We start from the raw sequence: 15,002 nt of genomic DNA, 5'->3' as shown, positions 1-15,002 counted from the left end.
TTTATGCTTAAAGATAATTGCAGATGCATATGTTTTCGTCTAGTAGGATATTAAGGGCCGAGACGAGCCTTGATCATCATCGAAAAGAGGGAACAGAGACCATGGACACCCAAAAACTCCTCGGCGAGGTCGCCGGCCAGCTTCTTTCCGGCGCCATCAAGGTGGTCGACCTGTCGGCACCGCTCGGTCCCGATACACCGCTGATCAAGCTGCCGCCGGAACTCGCGGTCGACACGCCGAAAGTCGAGATCCACAACATCTCCCGCTACGACAAGAACGGTCCCTGGTGGGCATGGAACTGGCTGAAGCTTGGCGAGCATTCGGGCACGCATTTCGATGCGCCCCAGCACTGGATCAGCGGCAAGGATTACCCGGACGGCGCCACCGACACCATTCCGGCGCAGAACTTCGTCGGCCCGGTCAATGTCATCGACTGCTCGAAGGAAGCCGCCGCCGATCCCGATTTCCTGCTCACCGTCGACCACATCAAGGCATGGGAAGCCAAGCATGGCGCCATCAACGCCGGCGAGTGGGTGGTGATGCGCACCGACTGGTACAAGCGCAACGGCTCGGAAGCCGAGTTCCTCAACGCCAACGAGACCGGCCCGCATACGCCCGGCCCGACGGCTGAAGCCATCCAGTTCCTGATCAGCAAGGACATCAAGGGCTGGGGTTCGGAGACCATTGGCACCGACGCCGGCAAGGCCGGCGGCATGGAGCCGCCATTCCCGGCGCACACGCTGATGCACAAGGCCAACCGCTACGGCCTCGCCAGCCTCTGCAACCTCGATCAGTTGCCGCCGAAGGGCGCGATCCTGATTGCGGCGCCGCTCAAGATCGAGCACGGCACCGGCAGCCCGATCCGCGCATTGGCGCTGGTATCGGGCAAATAGAGCGAGGTGGGTCTTCGGGAGAAGATCATGCGCGCAGGCCCGACGGTCGAGAGAAACTGTCAATGAAAGCGCCCGACCACATCATCGTCGGCAGCGGCATCAACGCGCTGGTTTGCGCGGCGATGCTTGGCGGCAAGGGCGCTGATGTGCTCGTTCTCGAGCGCAACGACCGCATCGGCGGCTGCATGCGCACCGAGGAGATCACCGCGCCCGGCTTCGTCCACGATGTGATGGCGACGACCTTCGTGCTGTTCATCACTTCGCCGGCCTTCGCGGCGCTGGGCGCCGACCTTGCCCGGCATGGGCTGGAGTTCTGCCACACGGCAACGCCGACCGGCGTGCTTCGGCCGGACGGCAGCCACGCGGTGCTCGGCACCGACCGCGCCGCCAATGTCGCCGCACTCAACGCAATCGCGGCGGGTGACGGCGATCGGCACGCGGACGATGTCGGCGGCATCGAGCGCAATGCCGGCCTGCTGTTCGGTCTGCTCGGCGGAGCGCTCTGGTCTTATCCGACGGCGAAGCTTCTGGCCGGTGATGCCTGGCGGCGTGGCTCGCGCGGCCTTGCCGCCTTTCTCGGCGACGCCCTGGTGCCGGCGCGTGGCTGGCTGGAAAGCACCTACCAGTCCGAAACCATCCGGGCGCTCTGGGCGCCCTGGGTACTGCATGCCGGGCTGGGGCCCGAGGATGCGTTCTCCGGCCAGATCGCCAAGGTGATTGCCTTCGCGCTCGAGGCGGCCGGTGCGCCGATCGTCAAGGGCGGGGCGAAGAACCTGCTATCGGCTTTCGAGGCATTGATCACCGAGCGCGGCGGCGTCATCTCCACGGGAGTGGACGTTGCTTCCATCATCCTGGATGGAGGCCGTGCCACCGGCGTGCGGCTGGCCTCGGGCGAAACGGTTCATGCGAAGAAGAGCGTGATCTGCTCGGTCACGCCGACGCAGCTTTACGGTCGGCTGCTCGGCAAGGATGCCGCCCAAGCCGATGTCGATGCGACGCGGAAATATCGCTACGGCAAGGGCAACTTCCAGATCCATTACGCCCTCGACAAGCCGCCGGCATGGCGCTGCGAGGGGCTGGACAAGGTGGCGTTGCTGCATCTGACGCCGGGACTGGATGGCGTCTCCAAGGCCTGCAACGAGGCGGCGCGCGGCATGCTGCCGGAGGTGCCCACCATCTGTGTCGGCCAGCCGCATGCGCTCGATCCCTCGCGCTGTCCGGCGGGCAAGGCGATCCTGTGGCTGCAACTGCCCGAGGCGCCCCGGTATATCAAGGGCGACGCCGCCGGCAAGCTGCAGGCCCCGGCTGACGGGCAATGGACCGAAGCGCTGCGCGAGGCCTACGCTGACCGCGCCGAAGCGATCCTCGCCGGCCACATCGACGGCTTCAAGGACAGCGTGATCGCGCGCCGCGCCTATTCGCCGGCCGATCTTGAGGCGATGAACATCAATCTGGTCGGGGGCGACCCTTATGGCGGCTCCTCGACCATCGACCAGTCCTTCCTGTGGCGGCCGTTCAAGACCAGCCGCAACCACCAGACCGGCATCAAGAACCTCTACCATATCGGCGCCTCGACCCATCCCGGTGCCGGCCTCGGCGGCGGCTCCGGCTTTCTCCTGGCGGGGAGGCTGTGATGGAGCAGAAGGTTGCGGAAAAGCGCCAGCGCATCTCGACCCTTGGGCAGATCGGCCTGCAGCAATTCGCGCCCTATCTGATGAACCGCATCATGGGCCGCTACAACGCCACCTTGCGCGACGATTTCCGCAAGCAGGGCCTGACCATTCCGCAGGTGCGCACGCTGGCCGTTCTGTCGGTCACGGACGGCGTCACCGTCAACGACCTCTCGGTCTATACGGTCATCGAGCAGTCGACCTTGAGCCGCACGCTCGACACGCTGGAGGGGCAAGGCTTCGTGCGGCGCGAGCAAGGCGTCACCGACAGCCGCATCCGCCATGTGTTCCTGACCGACGAGGGTCGCGCCGAGTTCACGCGCGCCTGGCCGGCCATGCATGATGCGTTCGAGGCGATGTTCGACGATGTCGACGATGCCGAATACGCAGCCCTCATCACGACGCTGCAGAAGATGCTGAAGAACATTCGCAAGCACGACATCTAGACCTACGCGCTGCCAACGCCTGGCGGTAACGGAAGGATAAAAAATGGCCGAACGGTCTTTTGCCAAGGAAGTCGAGAAACTCAGGCTCGGCACAGGCGAGGAATTCGCCGGCGAAGGCATCCTCGCCATCACCAAGGCGCTGCTGCAATGCGGCGTCGGTTATGTCGGCGGCTATCAGGGCGCGCCGATCAGCCATCTGATGGACGTGCTGGCCGACGCGCAGGACATTCTGGGCGAGCTCGGCGTGCATTTCGAGGCCAGCGCCTCGGAAGCGACCGCCACCGCCATGCTGGCCGCCTCGGTGCATTATCCGATCCGGGGCGCGGCGACCTTCAAGTCGACCGTCGGCACCAATGTCGCCTCCGACGCGCTTGCCAACCTCGCGTCCGGCGGCGTCACCGGCGGCGCGCTGATCATCGTCGGCGAGGACTATGGCGAGGGCTCCTCGATCATGCAGGAGCGCAGCCATGCCTTCGCCATGAAGAGCCAGGTCTGGCTGCTCGACCCGCGCCCGAACCTGCCGTCGATCGTCAAGGCGGTGGAGGACGGCTTCGAGCTGTCCGAGGTCTCCAACACGCCGGTCATGCTGCAGGTGCGCATCCGCTGCTGCCACGTCCACGGCCATTTCATCGCCAAGGACAACAAGCGCCCACCGATGACAGTGGCCGACGCGCTCGAAGCGCCGCGCCGCGACACCGGCCGCATCGTGCTGCCGCCCGCCTCCTTCCTGCATGAGAAGGAGAAAGTGGCGAAGCGCTGGCCAGCGGCGGTGGATTTCATCGCCAAGAACAAGATCAACGAATTCTTCGGGTCGGACCACGGCTCGGTCGGCATCGTCATGCAGGGTGGCATGTATAATTCGGTCATCCGTGCCTTGCAGCGTCTCGGTCTTGCCGACACTTATGGCGACACCGATGTGCCGCTTTATGTGCTCAACGCCGTCTATCCCTTGATCGATGACGAATTCCTGTCGTTCTGCGAGGGCAAGCAGGCGGTGCTGGTCGTCGAGGAAGGCCAGCCGAACTACATCGAACAGGCCTTTGCCGCGATGCTGCACAAGGCCGGGCGGGGCACGAGGCTGGTCGGCAAGGAATATCTGCCGATGGCTGGCGAATACACCGGCCAGGTCATGCTCGACGGCATTGGTACGTTCCTGCGCGCCGAGGCGCCGCATCTCTTGCCGGGCGAGGTGCGTGCGCCCAACAAGGTCGGCGACGGCGTCGACACAGCCGACCTGATCAATGTCGTGCCGGGTCGTCCGCCGGGCTTCTGCATCGGCTGCCCGGAGCGGCCGATCTTTGCCGCGACAAAGCTGGTCGAGCATGAACTTGGCAAGCACCACATCGCGTCCGACATAGGCTGCCACCTGTTCTCGATCATGCCGCCTTTCGAACTCGGCGCCACCACGATGGGCTATGGTCTCGGCCCGGCTTCGGCCTCGGCGTTCAATTCGCCCGACGCCAAGCGCCGCTCGATCTCCTTCGTCGGCGATGGCGGCTTCTGGCACAACGGCCTGACCTCCTCGATCGGCAATGCCGTGTTCAACAAGAATGACGGCATCATTGTCATCGTCGACAATTTCTATTCGGCTGCCACTGGTGGGCAGGACATCCTGTCGTCGCGCGCGGGCAACAAGACCAAGTCGACAAAACATCCGATCACCGAAGCGGTGAAGGGCATGGGCGTCAAATGGCTGCGTCATGTCGACCGCACCTACGATGTCGGCAAGATGCAAGCCACGCTGCGCGAGGCGCTGACGACGGAGGAGAAGGGGCCGAAGGTCATCGTCGCCTCGTCCGAATGCATGCTCAACCGCCAGCGCCGCGAAAAACCGCTGGTCGACAAGGCGATCAAGGGCGGGACAAGGATCGTCAAACCGAAATTCGGCGTCGATGAGGACATCTGCACCGGCGACCATGCCTGCATGCGGCTGTCCGGCTGCCCGTCGCTGTCGGTCAAGTCGCTCGACGATCCGCTACGCGACGATCCGGTGGCGTCCATCGACCAGAACTGTGTCGGTTGCGGCAATTGCGGCGAGGTCGCCGATGCGGCGGTGCTCTGCCCGTCCTTCTATCGTGCCGACGTCGTGCACAATCCGAGCCGTTGGGACCGCTTCCTGGAAAGCGCGCGCCGCGCCGTGATCAGCCTGTTGCAACGCCGCCGCGAAAGCCGGCGCCTGACCTTCGCCGATGCTTGACGCTGTCCCGCCATTCCGCGCCAGGGCCGGCGCCCAGGACGACGAGCGCGTCATCAAGCTCGCCGTGCTGGCTGTCGGTGGCCAGGGCGGCGGCGTGCTGGCCGATTGGATTACCGACGTTGCCGAGCGCAATGGTTATGTCGCGCAATCGACCTCGGTCGCCGGCGTCGCCCAGCGCACCGGCGCCACCATCTACTATGTCGAGATGGCCCGCGACACCGGCAGGCTGCCGGTCTTCGCGCTGTCGCCCTCGCAAGGCGATGTCGACATCCTGATCGCCGCTGAATTGATGGAGGCCGGCCGCGCCATCATCCGCGGCTTCGTCACGCCCGAGCGCACGACGCTGATCGCTTCGTCGCATCGCATCGCCGCCGTGTCGGAAAAGATCGAACCGGGCGATGGCCGGGCCTCGTCCTCCAAGGTGCATGCGACGGCGGAGGCCGCATCGAAGCGCTTTATCGCCTTCGACATGGAAAAGATCGCCGCCGACAACGGTTCGATGATCTCGGCCAGCCTGCTCGGCGCGCTGGCAGGGTCGGACGCGTTGCCGTTCACGCGCGAAAGCTATGAGCAGGCGATTGGCGCCGGGGGCCGTGGCGTCAAGGCGAGCCTTGCCGCCTTTGGCGCCGCGTTTGACCGCGCGCGCGGCACGGCCGCGCCGGCGTCAAAGCCAGGTGAACCGGCTGTCGCGGAATCCGTCCTGGGTGCCGGACAGGTGAGTGGTCCGCAAAGCCTGCTGCAGGGCTGGCAGGTGCTCGCCGCTCGCATCGACCTGATGCCCGTCGCCGTGCGCGACATGGCGCTACGGGGCCTGAGGAAGGTCGTCGACTATCAGGACATCGCCTATGGTGGCGAGTATCTCGACCGGCTGGACAAGGCCGTCGCGCTGGACAGCGCCGGTCATGGCCACGCGCTGTCCATCGCCGCCGCCAAGCATCTCGCCAACGCGCTCTGCTACGACGACATGATCCGCGTTGCCGATCTGAAGACGCGTTCGACCCGTGATCGGCGTGTGCGCAAGGAGGTAGGGGTCAAGGAAGGCTCGGTCCTGCAGGTGACCGAATATTTCCATCCGCGCATCGAGGAATTCTGCGGCACGCTGCCGGCGGGGCTCGGCAGCTACATCGAGAACCGGCCGAAACTCGCCGCCTTCCTCGACCGGCGCATCAACCATGGCCGCCGCATCCGCACCGACAGTTTCGCCGGCTTTGCGGCCCTCTGGTTCATCGGCGGCCTGCGCCGCTGGCGCCGCAGCCTGCTGCGCCACAAGGTCGAGATGAGCCATCTCGATCGCTGGTACGCGCTGGCGCTTGCCCATGCGTCCCAGGACTATGCGCTCGCCGTTGAAATCCTCAATTGCCGCCGGCTGATCAAGGGCTACAGCGATACCCATGTGCGCGCCCAGTCGAAATTCGACCGCGTGCTGTCGGCGCTTCCCATGCTCAAGGGCCGAGCCGATGCCGCCGACTGGATCCGCCGCCTGCGCGAGGCGGCGCTGAAGGACGAAAAGGGCGACATGCTCGACGGCGCGCTGAAGACAGTGGCGACGCTCGGACCAGGTCCGGCAACCGGGGCGCCCTGACCCCTTACAAACGCCGCTGGCCGCCGTCGCTGTTTCCATCTGTAATGAACATTGTTCATTTTTTGCTTGAACGCTGTTCAAAAAATGATAAGCTCCCATTGTGAACGATGTTCATTTCCGGCAACCGAAAGCCATGGATGGGCGTCAAGCGCAGTAAGGAAGTTTAATCAGCTCACTGATATCACTGAGATTGAAATAGCGCCTGTAACCCCGCAGGGCCCCCGGCACGCGTCTTAGGGTTCCGCCAAATGGAAATCGCCATGAACACGCATCTGATGTTGTCCCGGCGCTTTGCGCCCCTGTTCTGGACGCAGTTCCTGTCCGCCTTCAACGACAATTTCCTCAAGAACACGCTGGTGTTCCTGATACTTTTCACGCTGGCCGCCGATCAGGCGGCTTCGCTGGTCACTTTGGCGGGGGCTGTCTTCATGGCGCCCTTCCTGTTGTTGTCCGCGCTTGGCGGCGAGATCGCCGACCGCTTCGACAAGGCCCTTATCGCCCGGCGGCTGAAATTCGCCGAGATTGCCGCGGCGGGTGTCTCTGTCGCCGGCATCGCGCTGTCGTCGATCCCCGTGCTGATGACGGCGTTGCTGATGTTCGGCATCATCTCGGCGCTGTTTGGGCCGATCAAATACGGCATCCTGCCCGATCACCTCGAGCGCAAGGAACTACCCAAGGCCAACGCCTGGATCGAGTCGGCCACTTTTGCCGCCATCCTCGGCGGCACCATTGCCGGCGGCGTCGTCTCGGCCGATGGCATCGGCGTCACGGTGTTCGGGCCGATCATGATGGCCTTGGCGGTCGGTTGCTGGTTCGTCAGCCGCTACATTCCGTCCACGGGTTCCGCGGCGCCCGACCTTGTCATCGACAAAAATATCTTTCGCTCGACCTGGCGCCAGGTCAGCGAGTTGCGCACCGACAAGCGCATCTGGCGCGCCGGCCTGATGACTTCATGGTTCTGGCTGATCGGCGCCATCGTGCTGTCGATCCTGCCGACCTTGATCAAGGATTCGCTCGGCGGCGACGAGATCGCCGTCACCGTCTATCTCGCGGTCTTTGCCGTCTCGATCGCCATCGGTTCGGCAATCGCCGCCTGGATGTCGCAGGGGCGCATCGTGCTTCTGCCCGCGCCGGTCGGCACGGCCCTGCTGGCGCTGTTCGGCCTGCATCTGGCCTGGACCATCTGGAGCATGCAGCCCTCGCCGAGGGCCGAGACCCTTGCCCTGTTCTTCGCCGGGCCAAACACGATCCGTGTCGCGATCGACCTCGCCGGCATGGCCATCGCCAGCGCCTTCCTCGTCGTGCCGACTTTCGCTGCCGTGCAGGCCTGGTCGCCTGAAGCGCGCCGCGCCCGCGTCGTCGCCGCCGTCAGCATCGTCAATGCCGGCTTCATGACGGTCGGCGGCATTGTTGTCGCCGTGATCCAGACGAAAGTCTCCACCGGCGGCATCCTGTTCGGCTTGGCCGTGGCCAATGCCATTGCAGCCTGGCTGATGCTGAAATTCCTGCCGACCAACGCGTTCCGCGACTTCGTCTCCATCCTATTTCGCGCCTTCCTGCGCCTGGAGGTCGAGGGCATGGAGAACCTCAAGGCGGCCGGCAAGGCGCCGATCCTGGCGCTCAACCATGTCAGCTTCCTCGACGGTCCGCTCGCCTTGACGCTGACCGATGAGGAGCCGGTCTTCGCCATCGACTACACCATCGCACAGGCCTGGTGGATGAAGCCGTTCATGAAGCTCGCCCGCGCCTTGCCGCTCAACCCGGCCAAGCCGATGTCGACCCGCACGCTGATCAAGATCGTGCAGGGCGGCGATCCGCTGGTCATCTTCCCCGAAGGCCGCATCACCGTCACCGGCGGGCTGATGAAGGTCTATGACGGCGCCGCCATGGTGGCCGACAAGACCGGCTCGATGGTCGTGCCGATCCGCATCGACGGGCTGGAGAAAAGCCCATTCTCCCGGCTGACGTCGCAGCATGTGCGCCGCCGTCTGTTCCCGAAGGTCAAGGTGACCATTCTGGAGCCGGTCAAGCTGGAAGTGCCGCCCGCGCTGAAAGGCCGCCAGCGCCGCGCCGCGGCTGGTGCTGCCCTCTATCAGGTCATGTCGGATCTCGTCTTCCGCACCCAGGACATCAACAGGACGGTTCTGGAGAAGATCATCCTGACCGCGAACGAACGCGGCATGAAACGGCTCGCCGTGCAGGATCCGGTCACCGGCTCGCTAAGCTATGGCAAGCTGCTGACGGCGGCCGCCGTGCTTGGCGAGAAATTTAAGAACCTTTATGCCGATCAGCAGACGCTCGGCGTCATGCTGCCCAACGCCAACGGCTCATGCGCAACCCTGCTTGGCGTGATGTCGGCTGGCAAGGTGCCGGCGATGATCAACTTCACCGCGGGTGCCGCCAACATCCTGTCCGCCTGCAAGGCCGCCGAGGTGCGCACGGTGCTCACGTCCCGCGCGTTTGTCGAGCAGGCAAAGCTCGGCGCGGTGGTCGAGGAAATCGGCCGCTCGGTCGACATCGTCTGGCTCGACGATTTGCGCAAGACGATCGGTCTCAAGGACAAGCTGCTCGGCCTGTTGCGCAAGTCGACGCCGCGCGCGCCGCGCAAGCCCAACGACCCGGCAGTAATCCTGTTCACTTCGGGTTCGGAAGGCACTCCGAAGGGCGTTGTGCTGACCCACCGCAACATCCTGGCCAATGCCGCGCAGGCGGCTTCGCGCATCGACTTCCACTCGGGCGACAAGGTGTTCAACGTGCTGCCGATCTTCCATTCCTTCGGCATGACGGCCGGTACGGTGCTGCCGCTGATTTCGGGCGTGCCGGTCTATTTCTACCCGTCGCCGCTGCACTACCGCATCGTGCCGGAACTGATCTACGCATCCAACGCGACGATCATCTTCGGCACCGACACGTTCCTCAGCGGTTATGCGCGGACCGCGCACCCGTACGACTTCCGCTCGATACGCTATTGCTTTGCCGGCGCGGAACCGGTCAAGGCGTCCACGCGCATGACCTATATGGAGAAGTTCGGCGTGCGCATCCTGGAAGGCTATGGCGTCACCGAGACCGCACCGGTGATCTCCATCAACACGCCGATGTACAACCGCTCCGGCAGCGTCGGCAAGATCATGCCCGGCATGGAGTATCGTCTCGATCCGGTGCCAGGTGTCGACGATGGCGGCCGGCTGCATGTCCGTGGGCCGAACGTGATGGCGGGTTATCTGCGCGCCGAGAGACCTGGCGTGCTCGAACCGCTGCCGGATGGCTGGCATGACACTGGTGACGTCGTCTCGGTCGACGACGGAGGGTTCATCACCATTCGCGGCCGCGCCAAGCGTTTCGCCAAGATCGGTGGCGAGATGATTTCGCTCGCCGCCGTCGAAGCGCTGGCGGGTGAATTGTGGAAGGGCTCGTTGTCGGCCGTTGCGGCTGTGGCGGATGCGCGCAAGGGCGAGAAGCTCATTCTCATCACCGAAGCCCCCGGCGCCACACGTGCCGAGTTCCTGGCGTTCGCCAAGGCGAACGGTGCCATGGACCTGATGGTGCCCGCCGAAGTTCGCGTCGTCCAGAAAGTGCCGGTGCTCGGCTCCGGCAAGCTCGACTTTGCCGGCGTGACCAAACTTGTGCGTGGGGAGGATGTGCCGGTCGCCAAGGTCGAGGCCGCGTGATCAAAGGCCGACAGCGACACCCAGTCGAAAGTCTCCTGCGTGCTGTCGACGTTCGATTCCGTCCAAGGTCACGACGCCGCCTGCGCGAGGCGGCGCCGGGTGCATGCATCGAACGGTGGACAAGACCTATTCGCTTGCTTCCCGCCCAGAAACCTTTTCGACAAGGATACGGAAAAAGACGTGCGGCAAGCTGTCTGACATGGCAGACGTGACAGGCTTGAGCGCGCCAGGCTCCCACCAGTCGACGTGCTCGCTCAACACCGACCATGCATGGTCTCGTTGAACCTTGTGGCCGATCCGGTCCGGCAGTTCCTCATAGCGGCCGTCGACAATCACGCTTCTCCATCCGCGTCCCTTTGTATGTTCTTCCACCTGGGCGCACACCAGAGGATTGGCCCGCATCCAGTCGATCTTCTTGCCCAGCAGGGAGAATGCATAGAGGTGACTGTCGGCGTAGGCGTAGTTGAAGGGCACGACGTAGGGCTGTCCATCCTTCGCGCATGCCAGATGGCCCGTGCGGTTGGTCGCCAGCAATTTCGTGCATTCCAAAGTAGAGAGCGTGCGGATCATCATAGGTGTGATCTCCTGGTCTTACCTGGCCTTCAGCCTGAGCATATCTGTCAATTGGCTTCCATCAACCATAGCGCGGGGCCCTGTCATCGCTCATTGATCTGGATCAATCTGCCATGCTGCAAAGGTCGAGGCCTGCCCTGTCAATGACGAAGCCGTGCCGCCATCGATTGAAATTTTCGGCGGGCGCAGCCGGTATGAATCGCGAGGCACGGTTTGCCGAACCCGGAACGCTTTGCTGATCTAACGAAGATGTGATCCGTCCCGCTGCGACGGGTTTCGGCCGTGCGCCGCGTTTCACGGTGGTTAGGGACGAAACCACGGAGACAACGCATGTTCACAAAATACTTGCTGCCCCTTGCACTGGCGGCCGGCACTTTGATGCTGTCCGGCGCCGGCTCGCAGGCCATGCCGATGGCCGCGCCAAGTGCCGCGCCGCCGCCGATCGAAACCGTCGGCTGGCGCTGCGGTCCCGGCTGGCACATGAACCGTTGGGGCAATTGCGTGCCCAACCGCCGCATGATGATCCGGCCGGCGCGCCATTGGCATCCCGGCTTCTGGGCGCACCACCGTTGGCACCCCGGCTATTGGGGCTGGTGATCCTTCAAACGATCAGACGGGCGATCGGAACACCCGCTCCGGAAACGGCGCGGGTGTTTTTCGTTCAAGCTATCAGGCGACGATGTCGCGCATCGGCTTCACCGCCGCCGACTCCGGAAACACCTTGTCGCCGAGCACGGCCGCGGAAAGGCCGAACTGGTCGGCGAGCAATCCCTTCAGCACCGCCCTGACATCGCTGGTCGGAGCCAGATCGCGCTGCTGGTAAAGTTGAGCCGGCTTCAAGCCCGGCCAGTCGGCGATGACGCGGCCGCCCTTGATTGCGCCGCCGGCGAGCAGCACCACCGTGCCGGTGCCGTGATCGGTGCCGACCGTGCCGTTGATCTGCGCCGTGCGCCCGAACTCGGTGATGGCGACGATCGCCGTGTCCTTCCAGCGTTCGCCCAGGCCTTTCTCGAACTCCTCGAAGGCGCCGTCGAGGCCGCCGAGCAGCGTGGCGAGCCGGCCTGTCGCGCCACCTTCGTTGACATGCGTGTCCCAGCCGTCAAAGGCCAGTGCCGCAACACGCGGACCGTCATCGGCCGCGATCAGCTTGGCGGCGCCTTGCGCGGCCTGCCGCATGCCGGCGGCGCTGTCGAGGCCGCCCTTCGGCTTCATTGCCTTGGCGCCCATCTGGTCGTCCAGCGCCATACGGTCGGCATCGAGGCCTTTTTGCAGCGCCACCGACAGCACCGGATCGCGATGCTGGTAGAGATCGAGAACCCGCGCCGCGAGGTCGCCGGCCGGCTCCGGCAGGGATTGCGGCGCCCAGCCGAGCACGGGGGCAGCACCACGGATCACCAGCGGCGTCGACGGGCCGACGGCGAGACCACCAAGCGCGGCCACGCGATCGCCCGCCGGCAGGCTTTCCAGCGCCCGGTTGAGCCATCCGGTGGCGACATGGCCGGCTCCGGCAAAACCGCTTTCCAGCACATCCTGCCCGTCGAAATGCGAGCGTTCGCGATAGCCCGTCGCGGCCGCATGCACCACCGCCGCCTGGCTTGCCTTGAACAGCCGCGCGAACACGGGCATCGCCGGATTGACCGCGAAGAAACCATCGAGCGGCAGCGCCGCGTGCGGGCCGGTGAGCGACAAAGCTATATCGCCATGCAGGCCCGCATAGTCGGGATCGCCGACCGGGCCGACCGCCGACAGGCCGTCGAGCGCGCCGCGCAGGACGATGACGATCAGGCGTGGGTCGCGATTGTCGGCGGCGCGGGCGAAGCGGGGCAGATAGGCCCAGGCAAACAGCGCGCCGCCGGCCATCAGCACGGCGCGGCGGGAGGGATGAGGGGTTTCACACAGCAGGCTCATGACTTGGTCTCCATGGGAGTTGTCGGCGCCGGACCTATCGCTCGACCTATCGTCTCTGGAATTCGGGCGCCATCAGCAGCAGCGCCAGGCCTTGCTGCTTGGACTCGGCGCGGGCGATCGCCTGCCGCGTCTCCGGCGAGGCGGAAGGCCCAATGACGGCGTCGAGCATGTCGCTGGGATTGCCTATGTCCTTGACCTGGCGGGCCGCCTGCCAGGCGATGTCGAGGCGGACCTTCATGCCTTCCGCCGACGCCCAGCTGTCCGCCTGGTCGGAAAAGCCGTTCGGTCCCGGTGGCTGCCAGAGCGGCTCGCCCAGCGCGTTAAGCCAGCCGAGCGATTGGCCGGGATCGTTCGCCGGACCCGGGCCGACCGCCCGCCGGATGGCGGCGATGTAGTCGAACGGCGAGCGCATCTTGGCCAATGGCGTCGACCAGGCCTCCGGCATATCGATGAGGGTCGAGGCCAGTGCCCTGAGATTGCCGTCGCTCTTGGCGAAAACCTTGGCCAGCCGCGCGACCGCGGCCGGCGGCGGATCGTCGGATATGAAATGGCGGGCAAGCTCGGTGGCGATGTGCTGCGCCGTCGCCGGGTGGCTGGCGATGTCGTTGAGTGCCGCCTCGGCCTGGGCCATGCCCCCGGCCGGATAGGTCTTGCCGAGCAGAACCGCGTCACCCGGCTCATGCGCATTGGCGTTGAAGACGGAACTGCCGGGCTCACCCAACCGACCTTCGCGCCCGGCCATCGTCCAGCCGGTCAGGATGCGCGCAAAGCTGGTGACATCGGCTTGGGTATAGCCGCTGCCGACGCCGAGCGTATGCAGTTCCATGATCTCGCGGGCGAGGTTCTCGTTGAGGCCGCGCTGGCGGTTCTTGCCGGCGCGGGAATCCGGGCCGATCGACTGCTGGTTGTCGAGATAGAACAGCATCGCCGGATGCCGCTCCACGGCCATCAGCATGTCGGCGAAACGGCCGAGCACGAAAGGGCGGATCGCTTCCCGTTCGAACGCACCGGCGCTCGCCCGCACGATGTTGTCCTTGGCCACGGAAACGCAGAAATGGTTCGACCAGAAATAGACCAGACGTTCGACAAAGCCGGCATCGGCCCGCAGAGCCTTGTCGAAGCGCGCCTGGGCTTCGGCGCGGAACAGCGTGGCCTCGACCGGCGGAACGGCTGGCTTTGGCGGGGCGGCGGGCGACGGCATGGGTTGGACGGGCGCGACCCGCACCGGTGTGCTCTGGACCGGCTTGGGCTGGACCGGCGCAGGCATGTTCTGGATGCTCGCCGTTGCCATCGCCGGCTGTGCCGCGGCCATCCGCTCGCGGTCGAGCTTGCGCTGGACATTTGCCGCCATGCTGGCCTGGATAGCCGGCGTGCTGCCCAGCAGGCCGGCATAGGCCGGATCGTCAAGCGGGATCAGGGCGACGTCGGGTTGCCGCAGTTCCGCCTTCAGACAGCCGCGCGGGTCGCCGGCAATCCTGTCGCGATCGCCGGGCCTTGCCCCGAGCCCGAAGCGGTTGAAAGCGACAAGGGTCGGATCTGGGGTCGGATCTGGCGGGGAATTGGAGGCCGGGATAGCCAAGTCAGCTCTCCATTGCTGGGGCTTCCGGCGAGCAGCGCCTGAAGCCCATTCGAGCCGGTTCGTGCCTGCTTAGCTGGGATCATGGGGCCGCGCGGTGGGCGGCCCCATGGCCCTTACCAGCGATGGCCCTTACCAGCGATGCCAGCGGTGCCAGTGGCGGTGCGGATGCCACGCGTAATAAGCCGGGCCGTGCCAATAGTAATAGCGGGGATAGACCACCACGCGATTGGGCACGCAGCGCCCCCAGGGGTTGGGGTGCCAGCCGGGGCCGCAACCCCAGGCGACTTGCTCCACCACCGCCGGGGTGGCAAGCGGCGCCAGCGGCATTGCCGAGGACGCCGCGACGGTCGCAGCCGTTCCGGTCACTGCGAGAGCGGCGGTGATCGCGTATTTTGCCAGATAGTTCATGACCAAACTCCGAAGTTGTCCGAGGTTGAAACCTGTCGGCGCCAGGTGGTCCGGCAGATCCTGCCCTTCATCTCGTTA

General features: G+C 65.2%; 11 protein-coding genes. 7 read left to right on the top strand and 4 right to left on the bottom strand.

Going from position 1 to position 15,002, the window contains the following annotated elements:
- The first annotated feature begins 101 nt into the window (after positions 1 to 101).
- From FJ977_RS28980 to FJ977_RS28955, 6 genes are all read left to right on the top strand, one after another.
- A complete protein-coding gene (locus FJ977_RS28980) occupies positions 102 to 893 on the top strand; it encodes a cyclase family protein (RefSeq protein WP_136619887.1) in 792 nt (263 codons plus the stop codon).
- 62 nt (positions 894 to 955) lie between these two features.
- Entirely contained in the window at positions 956 to 2,527 is a 1,572-nt protein-coding gene (locus FJ977_RS28975) for an NAD(P)/FAD-dependent oxidoreductase (RefSeq protein WP_140775598.1), read from the top strand.
- The gene (locus FJ977_RS28970) at positions 2,527 to 3,009 is read left to right on the top strand and encodes a MarR family transcriptional regulator (protein WP_140775596.1); all 483 of its coding nucleotides are present in this window, start codon (positions 2,527 to 2,529) and stop codon (positions 3,007 to 3,009) included. The genes FJ977_RS28975 and FJ977_RS28970 overlap by 1 nt, the downstream gene beginning before the upstream one ends.
- A 43-nt stretch (positions 3,010 to 3,052) precedes the next feature.
- Positions 3,053 to 5,206 (top strand): indolepyruvate ferredoxin oxidoreductase subunit alpha, encoded by a 2,154-nt coding sequence (locus FJ977_RS28965; protein ID WP_140775594.1) that lies wholly within the window; start codon positions 3,053 to 3,055, stop codon positions 5,204 to 5,206.
- Positions 5,199 to 6,788: an indolepyruvate oxidoreductase subunit beta family protein gene (locus tag FJ977_RS28960; RefSeq protein WP_140775592.1), complete on the top strand. Its 1,590-nt coding sequence runs from the start codon at positions 5,199 to 5,201 to the stop codon at positions 6,786 to 6,788. The genes FJ977_RS28965 and FJ977_RS28960 overlap by 8 nt, the downstream gene beginning before the upstream one ends.
- 260 nt (positions 6,789 to 7,048) lie before the next feature.
- The gene (locus FJ977_RS28955; protein ID WP_140775590.1) at positions 7,049 to 10,456 is read left to right on the top strand and encodes an acyl-[ACP]--phospholipid O-acyltransferase; all 3,408 of its coding nucleotides are present in this window, start codon (positions 7,049 to 7,051) and stop codon (positions 10,454 to 10,456) included.
- A gap of 126 nt (positions 10,457 to 10,582) precedes the next feature.
- On the opposite strand, the gene FJ977_RS28950 is transcribed toward FJ977_RS28955, so the two are convergent.
- A complete protein-coding gene (locus tag FJ977_RS28950; RefSeq protein ID WP_140775588.1) occupies positions 10,583 to 11,029 on the bottom strand; it encodes a pyridoxamine 5'-phosphate oxidase family protein in 447 nt (148 codons plus the stop codon).
- 330 nt (positions 11,030 to 11,359) lie between these two features.
- Here FJ977_RS28950 and FJ977_RS28945 point away from each other — a divergent pair, with 330 nt between their 5' ends.
- Complete coding sequence (locus FJ977_RS28945; RefSeq protein WP_140775586.1) at positions 11,360 to 11,626, top strand: hypothetical protein; 267 nt, start codon at positions 11,360 to 11,362, stop codon at positions 11,624 to 11,626.
- Between the two features lie 72 nt (positions 11,627 to 11,698).
- Here FJ977_RS28945 and FJ977_RS28940 read toward each other — a convergent pair whose 3' ends face one another.
- The 3 genes from FJ977_RS28940 to FJ977_RS28930 form a co-directional block, all read right to left on the bottom strand.
- Positions 11,699 to 12,937 (bottom strand): DUF1501 domain-containing protein, encoded by a 1,239-nt coding sequence (locus FJ977_RS28940; RefSeq protein ID WP_140775584.1) that lies wholly within the window; start codon positions 12,935 to 12,937, stop codon positions 11,699 to 11,701.
- A gap of 46 nt (positions 12,938 to 12,983) precedes the next feature.
- Complete coding sequence (locus FJ977_RS28935; RefSeq protein WP_140775582.1) at positions 12,984 to 14,516, bottom strand: DUF1800 family protein; 1,533 nt, start codon at positions 14,514 to 14,516, stop codon at positions 12,984 to 12,986.
- 129 nt (positions 14,517 to 14,645) lie between these two features.
- Complete coding sequence (locus FJ977_RS28930; protein ID WP_140775580.1) at positions 14,646 to 14,924, bottom strand: hypothetical protein; 279 nt, start codon at positions 14,922 to 14,924, stop codon at positions 14,646 to 14,648.
- Positions 14,925 to 15,002 lie beyond the last annotated feature (78 nt).

The organism is Mesorhizobium sp. B2-1-3A (genome assembly GCF_006442655.1).
Classification (GTDB): Bacteria; Pseudomonadota; Alphaproteobacteria; order Rhizobiales; family Rhizobiaceae; genus Mesorhizobium.
Note: the sequence above shows the minus strand (reverse complement) of the source record. Positions and strands in the feature narration are given on the sequence as shown.

Coding starts and splice junctions, on each gene's coding strand:
- FJ977_RS28980 (WP_136619887.1), top strand. CDS start 102: ATGGACACCCAAAAACTCCTCGGCGAGGTCGCCGGCCAGCTTCTTTCC.
- FJ977_RS28975 (WP_140775598.1), top strand. CDS start 956: ATGAAAGCGCCCGACCACATCATCGTCGGCAGCGGCATCAACGCGCTG.
- FJ977_RS28970 (WP_140775596.1), top strand. CDS start 2,527: ATGGAGCAGAAGGTTGCGGAAAAGCGCCAGCGCATCTCGACCCTTGGG.
- FJ977_RS28965 (WP_140775594.1), top strand. CDS start 3,053: ATGGCCGAACGGTCTTTTGCCAAGGAAGTCGAGAAACTCAGGCTCGGC.
- FJ977_RS28960 (WP_140775592.1), top strand. CDS start 5,199: ATGCTTGACGCTGTCCCGCCATTCCGCGCCAGGGCCGGCGCCCAGGAC.
- FJ977_RS28955 (WP_140775590.1), top strand. CDS start 7,049: ATGAACACGCATCTGATGTTGTCCCGGCGCTTTGCGCCCCTGTTCTGG.
- FJ977_RS28950 (WP_140775588.1), bottom strand. CDS start 11,029: ATGATGATCCGCACGCTCTCTACTTTGGAATGCACGAAATTGCTGGCG.
- FJ977_RS28945 (WP_140775586.1), top strand. CDS start 11,360: ATGTTCACAAAATACTTGCTGCCCCTTGCACTGGCGGCCGGCACTTTG.
- FJ977_RS28940 (WP_140775584.1), bottom strand. CDS start 12,937: ATGAGCCTGCTGTGTGAAACCCCTCATCCCTCCCGCCGCGCCGTGCTG.
- FJ977_RS28930 (WP_140775580.1), bottom strand. CDS start 14,924: ATGAACTATCTGGCAAAATACGCGATCACCGCCGCTCTCGCAGTGACC.